Genomic DNA, 15,323 nt, shown 5'->3' on the forward strand with positions numbered 1-15,323 from the left:
GCGCACAGTATAATGAATATCACAAACAGGACAAAACATAATTTACGCCCTTTTTTAGTGCTTACTTCATTTTTTAGCACCAAAACGGATCACAATACAAAGTTAACACTTGATAATCTGCCAAATAACTGTGCATATACTATACAGCACATCCATAAGCCACTGTTTTTAAACACTTTATTTTTATGCCCAAATTTCTGGCACGGCTTGTGCTTCGTTGTTTGGCAATTAATGCTTCTTTTTGAAGCACTCGTACCCAAATCGAAAATTAATTTCGTTTAAACCATTTTGGAGAACAATTATGTCAAACAAGACTCTTGCCTTGATTGCTGAGCACGACGCTAAGTGGGTTGACCTACGTTTCACCGACTTCCGTGGTAAAGAGCAGCACGTTTCTATTCCAGCATCTTCTATTGATGAAGAGTTTTTCGAAAACGGTCAAATGTTTGACGGTTCTTCTATCGCTGGTTGGAAAGGCATCAACGAATCCGACATGATCATGATGCCGCAAGACGAAACGACTATCGTTGACCCATTCACTGAAGAGCCAACTGTTATTGTTCGTTGTAACATCATCGAGCCTTCAACAATGCAAGGTTACGATCGCGACCCACGTTCTGTTGCAGAACGCGCAGAAGAATACTTGAAGTCTACAGGCCTTGGCGACACAGCTTTCTTTGGTCCAGAGCCAGAATTCTTCGTATTTGACGATGTTAAATGGCACGCTGATCTATCTGGTTGTGGTGTTGAAATTAACGCTGAAGAAGCTTGCTGGGCGTCTAACAAGTCGTTCGAAGGCGGCAACATGGGTCACCGCCCATCAGTAAAAGGCGGTTACTTCCCAGTACCACCAGTTGACTCTCATCATGACCTTCGTGCTGCAATGTGTGGCGCAATGGAATCTATGGGTCTTGAAATTGAAGTACATCACCACGAAGTTGCGACTGCTGGTCAAAACGAAATCGGTGCTAAATTCAACACTCTAGTTAAGAAAGCGGACGAAGTTCAAGTTCTTAAGTACTGTGTACACAACGTTGCTCACGCATACGGTAAAACAGCGACGTTCATGCCTAAGCCAATCGTTGGTGACAACGGTTCAGGTATGCACGTTCACCAATCTTTCTGGAAAGACGGTGTTAACCAATTCTCTGGTGATCAATACGCTGGCCTATCTGAAACTGCTCTTTTCTACATTGGCGGTATCATCAAGCACGCTAAAGCATTGAACGCGTTCACTAACGCTTCAACAAACTCTTACAAGCGTCTTGTTCCTGGTTTTGAAGCACCAGTTATGCTTGCATACTCTGCACGTAACCGTTCAGCTTCTATCCGTATCCCTTACGTTGCGAGCCCTAAAGGTAAGCGTATTGAAGCACGTTTCCCTGATCCAACTGCTAACCCTTACCTAGCGTTCGCTGCTATGCTGATGGCTGGCCTTGACGGTATCAAAAACAAGATTCACCCTGGCGATGCTGCAGACAAAGACCTTTACGACCTTCCTGCAGAAGAAGCAGCGGCGATTCCAACGGTTGCTGGTAGCCTAGAAGAAGCGCTTAAGTGCCTAAGCGAAGATCGCGAATTCCTTACACAAGGTGGCGTATTCTCTGATGACATGATCGATGCATACATCGACCTGAAATCTGAAGAAGTTGAACGCGTAAACATGACAACTCACCCAGTTGAGTTTGATCTTTACTACAGCGTTTAATCGATCATTTGAAGCAGTGTTTTAGCTGCTAACAAATACGTCAGTTGACCAAAAAAGTCCTGATCATTATCAGGGCTTTTTTTTGCTCCAAATAAAACACAGCCAAACAAAGCGCACCAATTAAGAGCAATCGTACTATTATCCATATGATAAACCTCTATAATTAGCAGGCTTTCCGTATGCCCAATGTTGGTTCGTTTTTTGCAACCAATATCTATCTGTCTTCCTGAGACTCAAAGTACGACGATGTAAAAGAGGCTAAGTTCCGTGCATAGTTTGTTGATCGACCATCTCTCGACTGCGGTCGTGCAGTTAAATAACGAGATGAAAATTGAATACCTTAACCCTTCTGCAGAAATGTTTTTGCACGTAAGCCGTCGTCGTATTTATGGGCAAGATCTGAGTGCAGCTTTCACAGAAGATGATGAAAGTATTCGAGCACTTAAATCCGCTATCGTCTCTGGACACCCTTTCACCAAACGCGAAGCAAAAATCATATTGACGGACAACCGAACCGTTTTCTGTGATTACACAGTTACGCCAGTGATGGGCTCGATCAATACAACAGAAAGTCTAATCATAGAATTGCACGCTCGCGACAGAGTGAAGCGCATCTCTCAAGAAGATGATTTAATTGCCAGTCACGAAACCAGCAAAGAACTCATCCGCGGCCTAGCACATGAAATCAAAAACCCGTTAGGCGGTATTCGCGGCGCGGCTCAGTTAATTAGCCGAGCATTTAAAGACGAAGACCTTAAAGACTACACTCAAGTTATTATCGAAGAGTCCGATCGCCTCAGAGATTTAGTCGATCGACTGCTTGGCCCACGCCAGTTACCACAGAAAAAAGAACTCAACATTCACCGCGTGATTGAACGAGTCAAACAACTGATCGAAGTGGAATCACACGGTGAGATCGTTATTGATAGAGACTATGATCCCAGTATTCCTGAGATGATTGGTGATGAGTCACAATTGATTCAAGCATTGCTTAATGTGGTTCGAAATGCGATGCAAGCGCTACTGTCTCAAGAATCAAATGACGATAGACGAATCACACTGATCACACGCACATTACGCCAGTTCACAATCGGCGCAAAACGCCACCGCCTTGTTTGTAAAATTAGCATTATCGACAACGGCCCCGGCATACCAGATCACATTATGAAAACGCTCTTTTACCCAATGGTAAGCGGGCGCGCGGACGGAACGGGATTAGGGCTGTCCATAGCTCAATCCTCTATTCATCAGCACAGTGGCATTATTGAGTGTAAAAGCCGTCCACTCTGTACTGAATTCAACATACTTATACCTATTGAGACGCACAGCGTCGAGAAGGAGGAACACTAATGCAGCCACAAGATACCGTATGGATAGTAGACGACGACCGATCGATACGTTGGGTTCTAGAAAAAACACTGGAACAAGAAGGCATTCAATGTCGCTTGTTTGAATCCGCAGAGTCTCTTACCAATCTGCTTGATAAAGAACAACCAAGTGTCATTATCAGTGATATACGAATGCCCGGAATGGACGGCCTGACACTGCTCAATAAACTTCAGAATGATCACCCTTATTTACCCGTGATCATCATGACAGCGCATTCCGATTTGGAAAGCGCAGTAGCTTCCTATCAAGGCGGTGCATTTGAATATCTACCGAAACCTTTTGATGTCGAAGAAGCCGTTAGTCTGGTAAAAAGAGCGATCATTCATCACAAAAAATCAATGCCTGCTGAACTCGAAGTCGCAGAGATTGAAGACGATGAAGAAGTCAGCAAAGAAATTATTGGCGAAGCACCTGCCATGCAGGAAGTCTTTCGTGCTATAGGTCGATTAGCTAACTCAAATATCACCGTGTTGATTAATGGCGAATCCGGTACTGGTAAAGAGCTTGTCGCTCAGGCACTTCATCGCCACAGCCCTCGCGCATCGAATCCTTTTATTGCCCTCAACATGGCGGCCATTCCACACGATCTAATCGAGTCGGAACTTTTTGGTCATGAAAAAGGCGCGTTCACAGGGGCAAATACGCAACGCCGAGGCCGCTTTGAACAAGCAAATGGCGGCACACTGTTTCTGGATGAAATAGGCGACATGCCAGCAGAAACCCAAACGCGACTATTAAGAGTGCTGGCAGATGGCGAGTTCTATCGAGTTGGTGGACATACGCCCGTTAAAGTAGATGTTCGCATCATTGCTGCGACGCACCAGAATCTTGAAGGGTTGGTTGAAAGCGGTTCGTTCCGTGAAGACCTTTTCCACCGCTTAAACGTCATTCGCATACACCTACCAAAACTTGCAGAACGCAGAGAAGACATTCCAAAGCTAGCCCGTCACTTTTTGAGTCGAGCTGCGGAAGAACTCGCTGTTGAACCCAAGATCCTAACGACTGAAACCGAAAACTACCTGAGCCGCCTAGAATGGCCGGGGAACGTTCGACAGTTAGAAAACACCTGTCGTTGGTTAATCGTTATGGCATCTGGCCGCGAAGTACTGATTGAAGACCTTCCACCCGAATTGCTTAACACGACACCAAGCGAGCAGCCATTTGGATCATGGGAAGACGCTCTTAAAAATTGGGTAGATGATGCACTCGCAAGCGGACAGAAAGCCATTCTCGATCAAGTTGTTCCAAAATTTGAACGCATCATGATTGAAACCGCACTAAAACACACAGCAGGTCGCCGCCGTGACGCATCGCTTTTGTTAGGTTGGGGAAGAAATACTCTTACCAGAAAAATCAAAGAATTAGGCATTGATAACAGCGATCAAGATGAAGAATAAACACCTTCATACGCGTCAGAAAAGTGGCGATTGATCAACGAATATACTAAAAAGCACAAGTTAATGGAAAGGTTCCTTTAATTTTGTGCTTTTTTTGCGCCTTATCAACATACTACCTTGCTTTTCCCATTGCCATACCCTACATATTGAGTTTATAGTCGCGTCTCAAAATTGATCACGATTAAACCAGCACTGTCAGAATGTGGAAATTTCAACGAAAGAAGTGAAATAGAGCACACATTAATCGCAGTGCGCTTATTCCACTATATGATAGGTATGAAAATGCATCCGACTTTAGAATCCATGGGGATTACTAGTTTTGACGATATCGATAAGTTCACTTTACGCTACGAAGGCGGCTTCGACGTACTAAAAGTTTACTACCGTCGTGAAAAAGGCTCTCTACTTCCAAAGAGCAAAAAGTTCAAATTTGGCCGTTCTACAAAAACCGTATTGGCTGATGGCGGTCAACAAACTTACCGTCAGGTTCAAGAGCCTTCACTGGTTGTTCTTCGCGCTGTTGAAGAGCTTGGCCAAATCGTTGGCAAAGCGCAAGAAACGAAAATTACCAAAGATGAGCTTGTTAAAGAACTTGAGCATCTAGAACGTGTAATGGCGAGTAAAATTGCAGAAATCAAAGACAAGATTGATTCGTTCCAATAATCTAGAACGCAATAAATCACGTCTACACACTTAAGCCACTATAGCTCAGCTACCTCAAACGTCTGGTAACCCAGTCTTTAGAGTGATCGCTTTTAGCTTATAGTGGCTTTCGTTTATAATGGCTTTTCATCTTTAAATGCCACCTTTCAGAGTTATGTTGATTCCATGATTATTACCTCTTCCATCGCCGAGATTACAGACATCATTCGTCAAGGTGGGGTCGTTGCCTACCCGACAGAAGCGGTATGGGGACTAGGTTGCGACCCATATAATGAGCTCGCTGTCCGCAGAATATTAGCGCTTAAATCTAGACCGGAAGAAAAGGGATTAATACTCATAACAGGGGATAAACAACAACTCTTAAAATGGCAACCGCATTTAAACGCGGAGTCCTTCGAGCGCTTAGTATCAGCGCCGACGCACCCTACTTCTTGGGTTGTTCCCGATACCGAAGTGACGCCAACTTGGGTCCGAGGGAAACATCAAAGTGTCGCTATTCGATTAAGTCAACACCAGCCCGTGGTCGACCTTTGCAATCGCTTAGAACAAGCAATCGTTTCTACGTCTGCAAACCCAGCAGGCGAAGAACCCGCGATGAATATAGACGAACTAAAAGGTTACTTTGGCGAAACATTAGACGGTATCTACGATGCACCGTTGGGCGGAGCAACATCGCCATCGCAAGTAAAAGACATTCTTACAGGGAAGGTTTTTCGGGTTTAATAAGCCGCCGAGACCTAGAGGTTTTCTGTTGGTATTTCGGTTTACTATGTCGTTAATTAACGGACTTTCGAAGGCTAAATAAGACCCCCTCCCAACCTCCCCCTTAAGTAAGGGGGAGGAGCAGGTATCAGATGTTTTGCCCCCTCCCCCTTACTTAAGGGGGAGGAGCAGATATCGGCTGTTTTGTTCCCTCCCCTTACTAAGGGGAGGGTTAGGGAGGGGTCAGTTAAGCGATTTAATGCCCACCTAAGTAAGCTTCACGTACTTCAGGATTTACAAGCAATTCATCACCTGTTCCCGTCATACGAATTTCACCATTCACCATCACATAGCCTCTATCTGCCAGTTTTAGAGCATGGTTCGCATTTTGTTCTACTAAGAAGATAGTCATCCCCGTACTGGCGACATCTTTCAGTATCTCAAAGATCTGCTTAACAATGATTGGAGCAAGTCCTAAACTGGGCTCATCTAAAAGCAGCAGCTTCGGTCGACTCATTAGCGCACGCGCGATTGCGAGCATTTGCTGCTCACCACCCGACATAGTCGAAGCTCGTTGATTGCGTCGCTCTTCAAGGCGAGGAAACAAATCGAACATTTTTCGCATGTCTTCGTCAGCGTGATCCATGCCGATAGGAATCGTGCCCATCAGTAGGTTTTCTTCCACCGTCATACCTGGAAAGATTCGACGTCCCTCTGGAGACTGCGCCAATCCGTTTGATGCAACGTAGTGCGCCGATTTTTTCGAGATATCTTCACCGCGATAGATGATCTGCCCTGCAGACACACGAGGCTGACCGAATATAGACATCAAAAGTGTCGATTTACCCGCGCCGTTTGCGCCGATCATCGTCACGATCTCACCTTCGTTCACTTCAAGCGATACTTTCTTAAGAGCTTGAATCGGCCCGTAGTGAACATCAACCTCTTTAAATTCCATCAAGGATGTCATAATGTCACCTCTTCACCTTCTTCTGCTCCTAGATACGCTGCAATAACTTTCGGATTCGACTTGATATCATCAGGCCCACCTCTGGCGATTACTTCACCATGATCCAACACCACGATATAGTCAGAGATGTTCATAACCATGCCCATATCATGCTCGATCAGCAAGACTGTCGTATTGTGTTCGTCGCGAAGTACCCGAATCATCTTCGTTAGCGCTTCGGTTTCAGAAGGGTTCAAACCTGCCGCAGGTTCATCCAAACACACTATTTCAGGGTTGGTGCACATGGCACGCGCAATCTCAAGACGACGCTGCTGACCATACGACAATTCACCCGCAAGACGGTTTGCAAACTCTTTTAGATCAACCACACCAAGCCAATAAAACGCACGCTCAAGCGCTTCTTCTTCCGACTCTTTAAACGCTTTGGTTTTCAGTATCCCAGCAAACATGCCACGATTTACACGCATATGCTGTGCAACCAGAAGATTCTCGACAACTGACATTTCCTTAAACAGTCGAATATTCTGAAACGTTCTCGCAAGCCCTGCGCGATTCACGAGGTGTGAACCACCGAACATTTTATATTTAAGTCGCTTAATAAACGCGACAGGATTCAGGTAATCGGAAACCTGAAATGGCTCACCTAATACCTCAATCACACTGGTACTCTTGCCACTTGCGTGCAGCATAATGCTACCGCCCGTCGCTTTATAGAAACCAGTCAAACAGTTAAACACGGTCGTTTTACCCGCACCGTTAGGACCAATTAACGCAGAAACAGAACCACGCTTTATCTCAAAGTTCACGTCATTAAGTGCTTTAATACCACCAAAATGCATGACCAGATTTTCAACTTTTAGAATACTATCCTGGCTCATTTCACATTCCCCTCTCGCGATGCAACACCGATTCTGGTCATACGAACAAGTCCGCGAGGTTTCCAGATCATCATCAATACCATCAAAATACCGAAGGCTAGTACACGGTAATCCGCAAACTCCCTAAGCATTTCTGGCGCAACCGTCAGAACGAAGGCAGCAATGACAACACCGAGTGTTGACCCCATCCCCCCGAGAACAACAATCGCGAGAATCAAAGCCGATTCGAAAAACGTAAATGAAGATGGGTTAACGAAACCTTGATAGGTTGCAAAGAAAACACCAGCAAGGCCACCGGTTGATGCCCCAATCATAAACGCAGAAAGCTTAACGAGTACGTGATTAAGACCAAGTGAACGACACGCAATTTCGTCTTCACGCAGTGCTTCCCAAGCACGACCGATTGGCATTTGAGTCAGGCGCTTTTTCACATACAAAACACCCAAAACAACCAACAATAAAATAAGATATATAAAAATATACTTATACGCAGAGCTGTAAGAGAGGCCAAAGAATTCGTGGAATGGCACATGCCCTTCACTGGCTCGACGCTTAAACTCCATTCCAAAGAAGGTTGGTAGCGGCGCGTTCATACCATTTGGCCCGTGAGTTAATTCCGTCCAGTTGGTTAATACCAAACGAATAATCTCACCAAAACCTAAGGTTACAATAGCAAGGTAGTCACCGTGCATCCTTAATACAGGGAAGCCGAGTATGGCACCGAATATCGCCGCAACAATCGCAGCAATAGGCAACATAGACCAGAACCCTAAACCAAGATGTTCATAACCCAGCGCTAAACCATAGGCTCCGATTGCGTAGAAACCAACAAAGCCTAAATCCAGCAAGCCAGCCAAACCAACAACAATGTTCAGTCCAAGCCCAAGCAACACATAAATCAAGCCGAGAATAACGACGGTCAGAATGTATTTCGAAGCGATAAAAGGAACTAAAAACGCAATCACGATAGTGAGAGGAATAATCCATTTCAGTTTCGATTTGTGATCCGGCGATAAAACATGAACACCTTCATCTTTTGATGAGTGTTTATAAAGAAAGTCTTTACCTTTCGTCGACTGAAAGAAACATGACGCGGCGAAACGGCCCGCCATGACAACCGCCACGATCATAAATAAGCGCTTGGGTTCTGCATTAAAGTCAAAGCCATCCAGCACAAGACCGACAATCGGCCCAAAGACAATCAGCGCTAACAACCCAGCCAATACTGAGTCAATTACCGTCTTTTTAAGTTCAATACCTGTAGCAGCTTGACTCATTATACTTTCTCCACTTCAGGTTTGCCCAAAAGGCCACTTGGGCGGAAAATCAGTATCACCACCAACAATGAGAAAGAGAACACGTCTTTATAATCTGAGCTGATGAGTCCGGCAAATAGGGCTTCGGATAGACCCAATATGATCCCACCTAACATTGCTCCAGGAAGAGATCCAATCCCACCTAACACCGCAGCAGTAAAGGCTTTGATACCAATGATGAAGCCAACATAGAAATCAAAACCACCGTAATCAAGCGTTACTAATACGCCAGCCAGCGCCGCCATTGTGGCACCAATGACAAACACGGTAGAAATAATTTTATCTGTATCGATTCCCAAAATGGACGCCATTTTAGGGTCTTGCTGTGTTGCACGACACATACGTCCAAGTTTCGTTTTTTGAATGATGTAGGTTAGTACTGCCATACCAACAAACGACGCAACAAGAATAAACAGTTTCATATAAGTGATTTGCACAAAACCATCGCCTATATCGAAGCGAATAGCGCCGGATAATAAAGTCGGAACGCCTTGCTGTTTCGCCCCCTGACTGAGTTGCACATAGTTTTGCAAAATCAGCGACATACCAATTGCCGAGATCAAAATAGACAGTCGACTGGAGCCTCGCAATGGACGATAAGCAACGCGTTCTATCACCCAACCATACACACCAGTGACAAAAATAGTGAAGATTAACGTACCAAAAATAATAACCGGAAAAGATTCAATTCCGAAAAAAGAAAGTAGAGCGATTGCTACAGCAGTAATATAAGCGGACACCATGTAAACATCGCCATGAGCGAAGTTAATCATGCCTATGATTCCATATACCATGGTGTACCCAATCGCAATAAGTCCGTATACCGAGCCAAGGGAAAGCCCGTTGACTAGTTGCTGGAGAATGATATCCATCAAAAACCTCTTGGGAATAAAAACAGAAATGCACGCGGGTTAGCCTTTTTAAAGACTAACCCGCGGTTGAACAGAATGATCGAGTGTTACATGCCTAGCATGCTGTATTTACCTTGTTTGTCCCACTCGTACATTACGTAGTCAGAAACAAGTAAATCGCCTTTCTCATCGAATGCTTTCGTACCCATTACCGTCTCGACTTTATTTGCATGCAACCAGTCAGACGCTTTAACAGGGTCTAGGTCTGCGTTTTTAAGCGCTTCTGCAACCACTTGCATTGCAGCATACGAATACATTACATAGCCTTCTGGCTCTACACCAGAATCACGGAATTTTTTAACAACCGCTTTACCCGCAGCATAAGAGGTCGGATCAGCACCAAACGTCATAAGCACGCCATCAACGTAATCAGCAGAACCTGCAACAGAGACAAATTCATCAGAGACGATACCGTCACCTGAAATAAATTTCGCGGTTAGACCTTGCTCACGCATTTGACGAACCAAAGGACCCGCTTCTGAGTGAAGACCACCGAAGTAAACTACGTCAGCGTCAACAGAGCGAATCTTAGTTACCAACGCGTTGAAGTCTTTCTCACCACGTGTCAGACCTTCATAAAGTACTTCCTTAACGCCGTACGCATTAAGAGTCGACTTCATTGCATCAGCCAAACCTTTACCATAAGTGTCTTTGTCATGAATAACCGCGACGCGAGTAGCGCCTAATTCGTCAACAATGTAAGACGCAGCAACATCACCTTGCTGATCATCACGTCCACAGACACGGAATACATTTGGCAAACCACGATCAGTATAACCAGGGTTTGTTGATGCAGGAGTTACCTGAAGTACGCCAGCTTCTTCATAAATATTGGAAGCAGGGATAGAAGAGGAAGAACAGAAGTGACCGACAACCGCGACGGCTTCATCAGAATCAACCAAGCGGTTAGCAACAGATACAGCCTGTTTCGGTTCACAAGCATCATCCGCTTTAACGAGCTTGATCATTTCACCATCGATACCACCGGCATCGTTAATCGCTTTGGCTGCAGCAGAAGCTCCGTTCCATAGCTGAGCACCAAAAGCGGCATACGCGCCTGTGTGAGGACCAGCAACACCAATTACCACGTCTGCTTGTGCGGCTGTCATCGCACCAGCGATCGCTAAAGAGACCAGAGTTTTTTTAACAACTGCGTTTGACATTATATAGCTCCTACTCGTTTTTGTGTTTTATCGTTATTCTAAAAAGCAAGAAGCGTTCCAATAAATTTAACCCCCTAATTCAGCAAATAGATTGGAACCTATGCGGCAATCTTTCAAGAAGTGTGCACCACATTAAGACCAAACAATAAGCTTAGTTGAAAAAATGGTCAATAGAAGTGCAAAAATTAGAAGAATAAAATTTTGGAAATTGAGAATTGATCGGAGCATTTAACGCCAATTAAAGAGAAGATCAATTTTTTATACTGATATAATGAGTTTTTGGAATACGAAGCGAAATAAAGACTGCACTAATGCTGTGCAAAAAAGAGAGAGTATATGGACGTAACGACAGTTACTATAGATCTAAAAAAATACTAGCGGATATTGAATTTAAATTATTTCAAAATACTCTTATTTTTTATCAAAATAGTCTGCTTTTTATAAGGTTACTCTTATGAATGACCAAATTACTCTTATCCTTTTGTCTAGGTCTATCAACTATCTCTTTAGGAATACTCTGACAAAATATCAATAGGGAAATTTTTGTAGAACAAGATAGAGGAAAACAACGGTTCAGTCTTTTGAACTTCAGCGTGTAAAGATAAGGTATTTTAGTCAGGATAGGCGCTCGTTAATAGATCTATCAACGAGCGCACTAATCAAAAAAACAGAATGGCAGAAATAAAAGGTCCATAACGCAGAGAAATTATTGCCCCATCAGCTCATCTATAGGGACTAAACGAACCGAGAGCTTGCTAAGGTCGGCAAGGCGTTTAGATAAATAAGCCATGGTTTCAGGGTATGGATGCCCAATTGCAATAGCGTGGCCGTTTTGATGCGCTAACTGGATAAGCTTAAGGAATTGTTGCTCTATCTTCTTTTCACTTCGAATATTATCCAAAAATACATCGCGCTTTGTTGTATTAATACTGTGACGTAGCGCCATCGTATAAGCGACGCTGTCTGCGCTGGTGACGCTGTCCACAAAAAAGAGAGATCGATCTCCAATAACCTGCATAACCCAGTTCATGGCCTGCGAATCCGTGGTTAATAAACTCCCCATGTGATTATTAACACCTTTAATCCCCGGCAAACTCGCTAAGTCATCACGTAAGACAGATTTAAATTCTTCCTCCCCCATTGACGCATAGAGTCCACCTGGCCCTAATTTCAGCTCCCGCTGATTTTCCATGGGAGCATGAAGCAGTGTGACTCGATTCTGCTCAATGGATTTAAGAGCGGTTTTTTTCCCAAACGGCGTATGAGGCAAAATGGCAAGAGCCACTTCAACGGGTAGATTTAAAGACGACTCCATCCCTCGTCGATTGTAGCCCAGATCATCAATAATAATGCTTATCCTCGGAAGCTGCTCGCGAGACTTAACTTTGTCTTTACGTATTACCTCAGAAGGTGGAGTCAGCCTTACCCGCTGATAGAAAGGAGAAAACGGAACAATGAAGGGCTCAAGAGAACCTGAACCTACAGGGGAGCTTGCATCTGCAGGAGCCTCTTCATCAAACAAGCCATCAACATTACTGACATACAAGTCATTAGGTAACCAATCAATCTCAGCAGGAGAGCTTATGGATGTTGTTGCCTTCGGGGCGGTGACGATAGGCCCTAACGACGAGGCATCGTCATGGGCATTCACGAAAACAGAATATACGCTGGCAACAACAGATAAAAATAGAGCCACTACCTTGTATCGGTAGCAGCTCTTTAGAGATTCAGTACGGTTCATTTACAATTTCTTAGTTAACTTAGGAACGCTTTGTAGGATAGTGAGCGCTTGAAATAGCTGAAAATCGGACGCCGCTAATTGGCTAAGCCCTGATTGTACGTCGGAGCTCGTTCTTTCTTCGCCGCCAGTACCATTACTGATGTGTCCCTTTAACTCAGCTTCTTTGATAAAGAAAGCATCGTCAGGCACGGTAATATCGGCTTGCGGAATAATAATGTCGGGGCGAATCCCTTGCGCTTGAATAGAACGCCCTTTTGGCGTGAAATAAAGGGCAGTGGTCAGTTTCACTGCCGCACCGTTGGTCAATGGAACAACCGTTTGCACGGTGCCTTTGCCAAAACTTTCTGTTCCTAAAATAACCGCGCGCTTATGGTCTTGCAGCGCACCTGCAACCACTTCAGAAGCGGACGCTGAGCCTTCATTAATCATCACAACAACAGGCGCATCCGGCAATACCGTCGCTCTTTTAGAGGCTTTAAACTCTGTCTTTGACAACTGATGTCGACCGTCCGTATACACAATCATCCCATTGTCTACCAAGGAATCCACAATCGATACCGCACTCTGAAGCACACCACCGGGGTTATTGCGCAGGTCTAAGATCACCCCTTCGATTGGTTGGTCTTGTTTGAGTTGTTTAATCGCACTTGCGAACTCCTCACCAGAGTCCCCTTGAAACTGACTCAATCGGATATAGGCAATACCGTCGTCTTTATCGAGCCACTTACTGGTGATGCTCGATTCATCAATAAGCCGCCTTTCTATTTCATACTCTTTGATTTGACCGTCACGTTCAACGTCTAAACGCACGCTGGTTCCAACCTCACCACGCATCAGAATGGTCACATCTTGTAAGCTCATACCTGATACAAGCTGACTATCGATTCGTACGACAACGTCGCCAGGTTCTAAGCCCGCTTCTTTAGCAGGCGAGCCGTCTATGGGCGTAACAATGGTCAAAACATTGTCTGCCATTTCAACTTCTACGCCGATACCTGCATAGTTGCCAGACGTTACCTTCTCGAATTCTTTCATCTCTTCGCTGGTAAGGTAATTCGAGTGAGGGTCTAATGCTGCGACCATACCTTTAAGAGCCTTGTCGAGAATTGCTCTGTCATCAAGGTCTTCAACGTATCCTTCACGTATCGTCTCAAAGGTCTCAACGAACGATTGAATCTCTTCTAGTGGAATCGAGGACTTCTCCTCCGCCATGCTTGGCGTTACTGTGAGCACAAGTGCAACGCCACACAGTATGTTATTTATAATTCTCATATTTTTCCTAACCCAATCGTAGTCAAGCATCATAAGCCAACACTACCCTCTTCCTACCCACTTTAATGGAGACAATGGAACACTGTTATGGCGGATGGCAAAAAACAGGCCGGGATCTAAACGTCCACCACTACTGCCAACAGTCGCGATGACTTCATTCGCAGCAACCCACTCACCGACGTCTTTTAATATACTTTGATTATAGCCATACAGTGACATATAACCGTCACCGTGGTCTAAAATAATCAGAAAACCAAAACCTCGCATCCAATCGGCAAAGACGACTCGTCCATGAAATATTGCTCTGACATTATCACCCTCTTTCGCTTTGAGCGTAATGCCTCCTAGATTTATTTGTCCGTTGTCTGGCACTTTCGTCAGCCGCGCAATCGGTTTGACCAATTTTCCTTTCTGGCTGGCGAACGAGACATCTTGATCTGGAATCTGAATATCAACTAACGCTTCTTCTAGACGCTCCAAAAGAGCCGACAGCTGCTTCTGATTCTTGGACAACTGAGCCTGCTTTTGATTCCCCGTTTTTAAATCTTGATTTAACTTAGCCAATAGCGTTTTTCGCTGTAGTCGCTCAGCTTTAAGCGCAGTGCGTTGCTTTTGGAGATTTGTTTGTTCTTGAATTTGCTGAGCGCGATGACTACGAATGCTTTTTTCAACGAGGCTAAGCTCTCTCACTTCATTCACATAACCGTTAATCACCGACTGCCTTGCCTGAGAAAAATAGCGATTATAATGCACCAATCTCATCGCATCGGCACTTTGATTATCACTTAATAAGAGCTTTAGACCGTCTTGTTCTCCAGAACGATAAACCGCCCTAAGTTGGGCGGCTATCTGGTCGTTTTGTTGTTGGATGCTCAATTGGAGATTCCGCTGCTGTTTCGATAACTCCGAAAGCTGCTGCTCACCTTTTTTGAGGCTGAGCTGCAGCTCTTGGATTTTCTTATGCAGCAATTGGATGCTTTGCTCTTTCGATTCCAATTGTTTTTCGACATCGGAACGTTCGGACTTTATCTCTTTGAGCCAACCATTTAGCTTTTTCAGGTCTTTCTGCAAAGTCTCTATCTGTTGTCGAGCTTCCTCTGGTGTCTGTGGTTGGGCGGCAGCAACCCCCAAGGAAGACAAGCATAGCAAACACAAACCAAAGAAAACTCTAAACAACATTTCTAATCCTACTGACTCTGACTTCTAACCTTAG

At 44.6% G+C, this 15,323-nt stretch carries 14 protein-coding genes; 5 read left to right on the forward strand and 9 right to left on the reverse strand.

Features of this window, described 5'->3' with window-relative positions; translation table 11 throughout:
* Positions 1 to 301 precede the first annotated feature (301 nt).
* Positions 302 to 1,708: a glutamate--ammonia ligase gene (gene glnA, locus MARME_RS17720; protein WP_013662641.1), complete on the forward strand. Its 1,407-nt coding sequence runs from the start codon at positions 302 to 304 to the stop codon at positions 1,706 to 1,708.
* Here glnA and MARME_RS22325 read toward each other — a convergent pair.
* Positions 1,705 to 1,854 (reverse strand): hypothetical protein, encoded by a 150-nt coding sequence (locus tag MARME_RS22325; protein WP_013662642.1) that lies wholly within the window; start codon positions 1,852 to 1,854, stop codon positions 1,705 to 1,707. The two genes, glnA and MARME_RS22325, sit on opposite strands and share 4 nt — an antisense overlap.
* Positions 1,855 to 1,975: 121 nt before the next feature.
* Here MARME_RS22325 and glnL point away from each other — a divergent pair, with 121 nt between their 5' ends.
* The 4 genes from glnL (at position 1,976) to MARME_RS17740 (ending at position 5,880) form a co-directional block, all read left to right on the forward strand.
* Positions 1,976 to 3,058, forward strand: coding sequence for a nitrogen regulation protein NR(II) (gene glnL / locus MARME_RS17725; protein WP_013662643.1), 1,083 nt, complete (start codon positions 1,976 to 1,978; stop codon positions 3,056 to 3,058).
* A complete protein-coding gene (ntrC, locus tag MARME_RS17730) occupies positions 3,058 to 4,494 on the forward strand; it encodes a nitrogen regulation protein NR(I) (RefSeq protein WP_013662644.1) in 1,437 nt (478 codons plus the stop codon). Before glnL ends, ntrC begins: the two co-directional genes overlap by 1 nt.
* A gap of 282 nt (positions 4,495 to 4,776) precedes the next feature.
* On the forward strand, positions 4,777 to 5,157 hold the full coding sequence (locus tag MARME_RS17735) for a DUF3461 family protein (protein ID WP_013662645.1): 381 nt from the start codon (positions 4,777 to 4,779) through the stop codon (positions 5,155 to 5,157).
* A gap of 165 nt (positions 5,158 to 5,322) precedes the next feature.
* Positions 5,323 to 5,880, forward strand: coding sequence for an L-threonylcarbamoyladenylate synthase (locus tag MARME_RS17740; protein WP_013662646.1), 558 nt, complete (start codon positions 5,323 to 5,325; stop codon positions 5,878 to 5,880).
* A gap of 235 nt (positions 5,881 to 6,115) precedes the next feature.
* On the opposite strand, the gene MARME_RS17745 is transcribed toward MARME_RS17740, so the two are convergent.
* The 8 genes from MARME_RS17745 to MARME_RS17780 form a co-directional block, all read right to left on the reverse strand.
* On the reverse strand, positions 6,116 to 6,829 hold the full coding sequence (locus tag MARME_RS17745; RefSeq protein WP_013662647.1) for an ABC transporter ATP-binding protein: 714 nt from the start codon (positions 6,827 to 6,829) through the stop codon (positions 6,116 to 6,118).
* Positions 6,826 to 7,707 carry an ABC transporter ATP-binding protein gene (locus MARME_RS17750; RefSeq protein ID WP_013662648.1) on the reverse strand — a complete coding sequence of 294 codons (882 nt, stop codon included), beginning with the start codon at positions 7,705 to 7,707 and terminating at the stop codon, positions 6,826 to 6,828. Before MARME_RS17750 ends, MARME_RS17745 begins: the two co-directional genes overlap by 4 nt.
* Positions 7,704 to 8,984, reverse strand: a complete 1,281-nt coding sequence (gene livM, locus MARME_RS17755) for a high-affinity branched-chain amino acid ABC transporter permease LivM (protein ID WP_013662649.1) — start codon at positions 8,982 to 8,984, stop codon at positions 7,704 to 7,706. The genes MARME_RS17750 and livM overlap by 4 nt, the downstream gene beginning before the upstream one ends.
* Positions 8,984 to 9,895 (reverse strand): ABC transporter permease subunit, encoded by a 912-nt coding sequence (locus MARME_RS17760; RefSeq protein WP_013662650.1) that lies wholly within the window; start codon positions 9,893 to 9,895, stop codon positions 8,984 to 8,986. The genes livM and MARME_RS17760 overlap by 1 nt, the downstream gene beginning before the upstream one ends.
* 86 nt (positions 9,896 to 9,981) lie before the next feature.
* Positions 9,982 to 11,097: a branched-chain amino acid ABC transporter substrate-binding protein gene (locus tag MARME_RS17765; protein ID WP_013662651.1), complete on the reverse strand. Its 1,116-nt coding sequence runs from the start codon at positions 11,095 to 11,097 to the stop codon at positions 9,982 to 9,984.
* 706 nt (positions 11,098 to 11,803) lie between these two features.
* On the reverse strand, positions 11,804 to 12,838 hold the full coding sequence (locus tag MARME_RS17770; RefSeq protein ID WP_013662652.1) for a divergent polysaccharide deacetylase family protein: 1,035 nt from the start codon (positions 12,836 to 12,838) through the stop codon (positions 11,804 to 11,806).
* Positions 12,839 to 14,110 (reverse strand): S41 family peptidase, encoded by a 1,272-nt coding sequence (locus tag MARME_RS17775; RefSeq protein WP_013662653.1) that lies wholly within the window; start codon positions 14,108 to 14,110, stop codon positions 12,839 to 12,841. It abuts the gene before it with no gap.
* Between the two features lie 42 nt (positions 14,111 to 14,152).
* The gene (locus MARME_RS17780) at positions 14,153 to 15,289 is read right to left on the reverse strand and encodes a murein hydrolase activator EnvC family protein (protein ID WP_013662654.1); all 1,137 of its coding nucleotides are present in this window, start codon (positions 15,287 to 15,289) and stop codon (positions 14,153 to 14,155) included.
* Between the last annotated feature and the right edge of the window lie 34 nt (positions 15,290 to 15,323).

It is taken from the genome of Marinomonas mediterranea MMB-1, assembly GCF_000192865.1.
In the GTDB taxonomy this organism is placed as follows: Bacteria; Pseudomonadota; Gammaproteobacteria; order Pseudomonadales; family Marinomonadaceae; genus Marinomonas; species Marinomonas mediterranea.

Bases quoted from the DNA above. Each gene is read 5' to 3' on its own strand.
- glnA (WP_013662641.1), top strand. From the start codon at position 302: ATGTCAAACAAGACTCTTGCCTTGATTGCTGAGCACGACGCTAAGTGG.
- MARME_RS22325 (WP_013662642.1), bottom strand. From the start codon at position 1,854: ATGGATAATAGTACGATTGCTCTTAATTGGTGCGCTTTGTTTGGCTGT.
- ntrC (WP_013662644.1), top strand. From the start codon at position 3,058: ATGCAGCCACAAGATACCGTATGGATAGTAGACGACGACCGATCGATA.
- MARME_RS17735 (WP_013662645.1), top strand. From the start codon at position 4,777: ATGCATCCGACTTTAGAATCCATGGGGATTACTAGTTTTGACGATATC.
- MARME_RS17740 (WP_013662646.1), top strand. From the start codon at position 5,323: ATGATTATTACCTCTTCCATCGCCGAGATTACAGACATCATTCGTCAA.
- MARME_RS17745 (WP_013662647.1), bottom strand. From the start codon at position 6,829: ATGACATCCTTGATGGAATTTAAAGAGGTTGATGTTCACTACGGGCCG.
- MARME_RS17750 (WP_013662648.1), bottom strand. From the start codon at position 7,707: ATGAGCCAGGATAGTATTCTAAAAGTTGAAAATCTGGTCATGCATTTT.
- livM (WP_013662649.1), bottom strand. From the start codon at position 8,984: ATGAGTCAAGCTGCTACAGGTATTGAACTTAAAAAGACGGTAATTGAC.
- MARME_RS17760 (WP_013662650.1), bottom strand. From the start codon at position 9,895: ATGGATATCATTCTCCAGCAACTAGTCAACGGGCTTTCCCTTGGCTCG.
- MARME_RS17765 (WP_013662651.1), bottom strand. From the start codon at position 11,097: ATGTCAAACGCAGTTGTTAAAAAAACTCTGGTCTCTTTAGCGATCGCT.
- MARME_RS17770 (WP_013662652.1), bottom strand. From the start codon at position 12,838: ATGAACCGTACTGAATCTCTAAAGAGCTGCTACCGATACAAGGTAGTG.
- MARME_RS17775 (WP_013662653.1), bottom strand. From the start codon at position 14,110: ATGAGAATTATAAATAACATACTGTGTGGCGTTGCACTTGTGCTCACA.
- MARME_RS17780 (WP_013662654.1), bottom strand. From the start codon at position 15,289: ATGTTGTTTAGAGTTTTCTTTGGTTTGTGTTTGCTATGCTTGTCTTCC.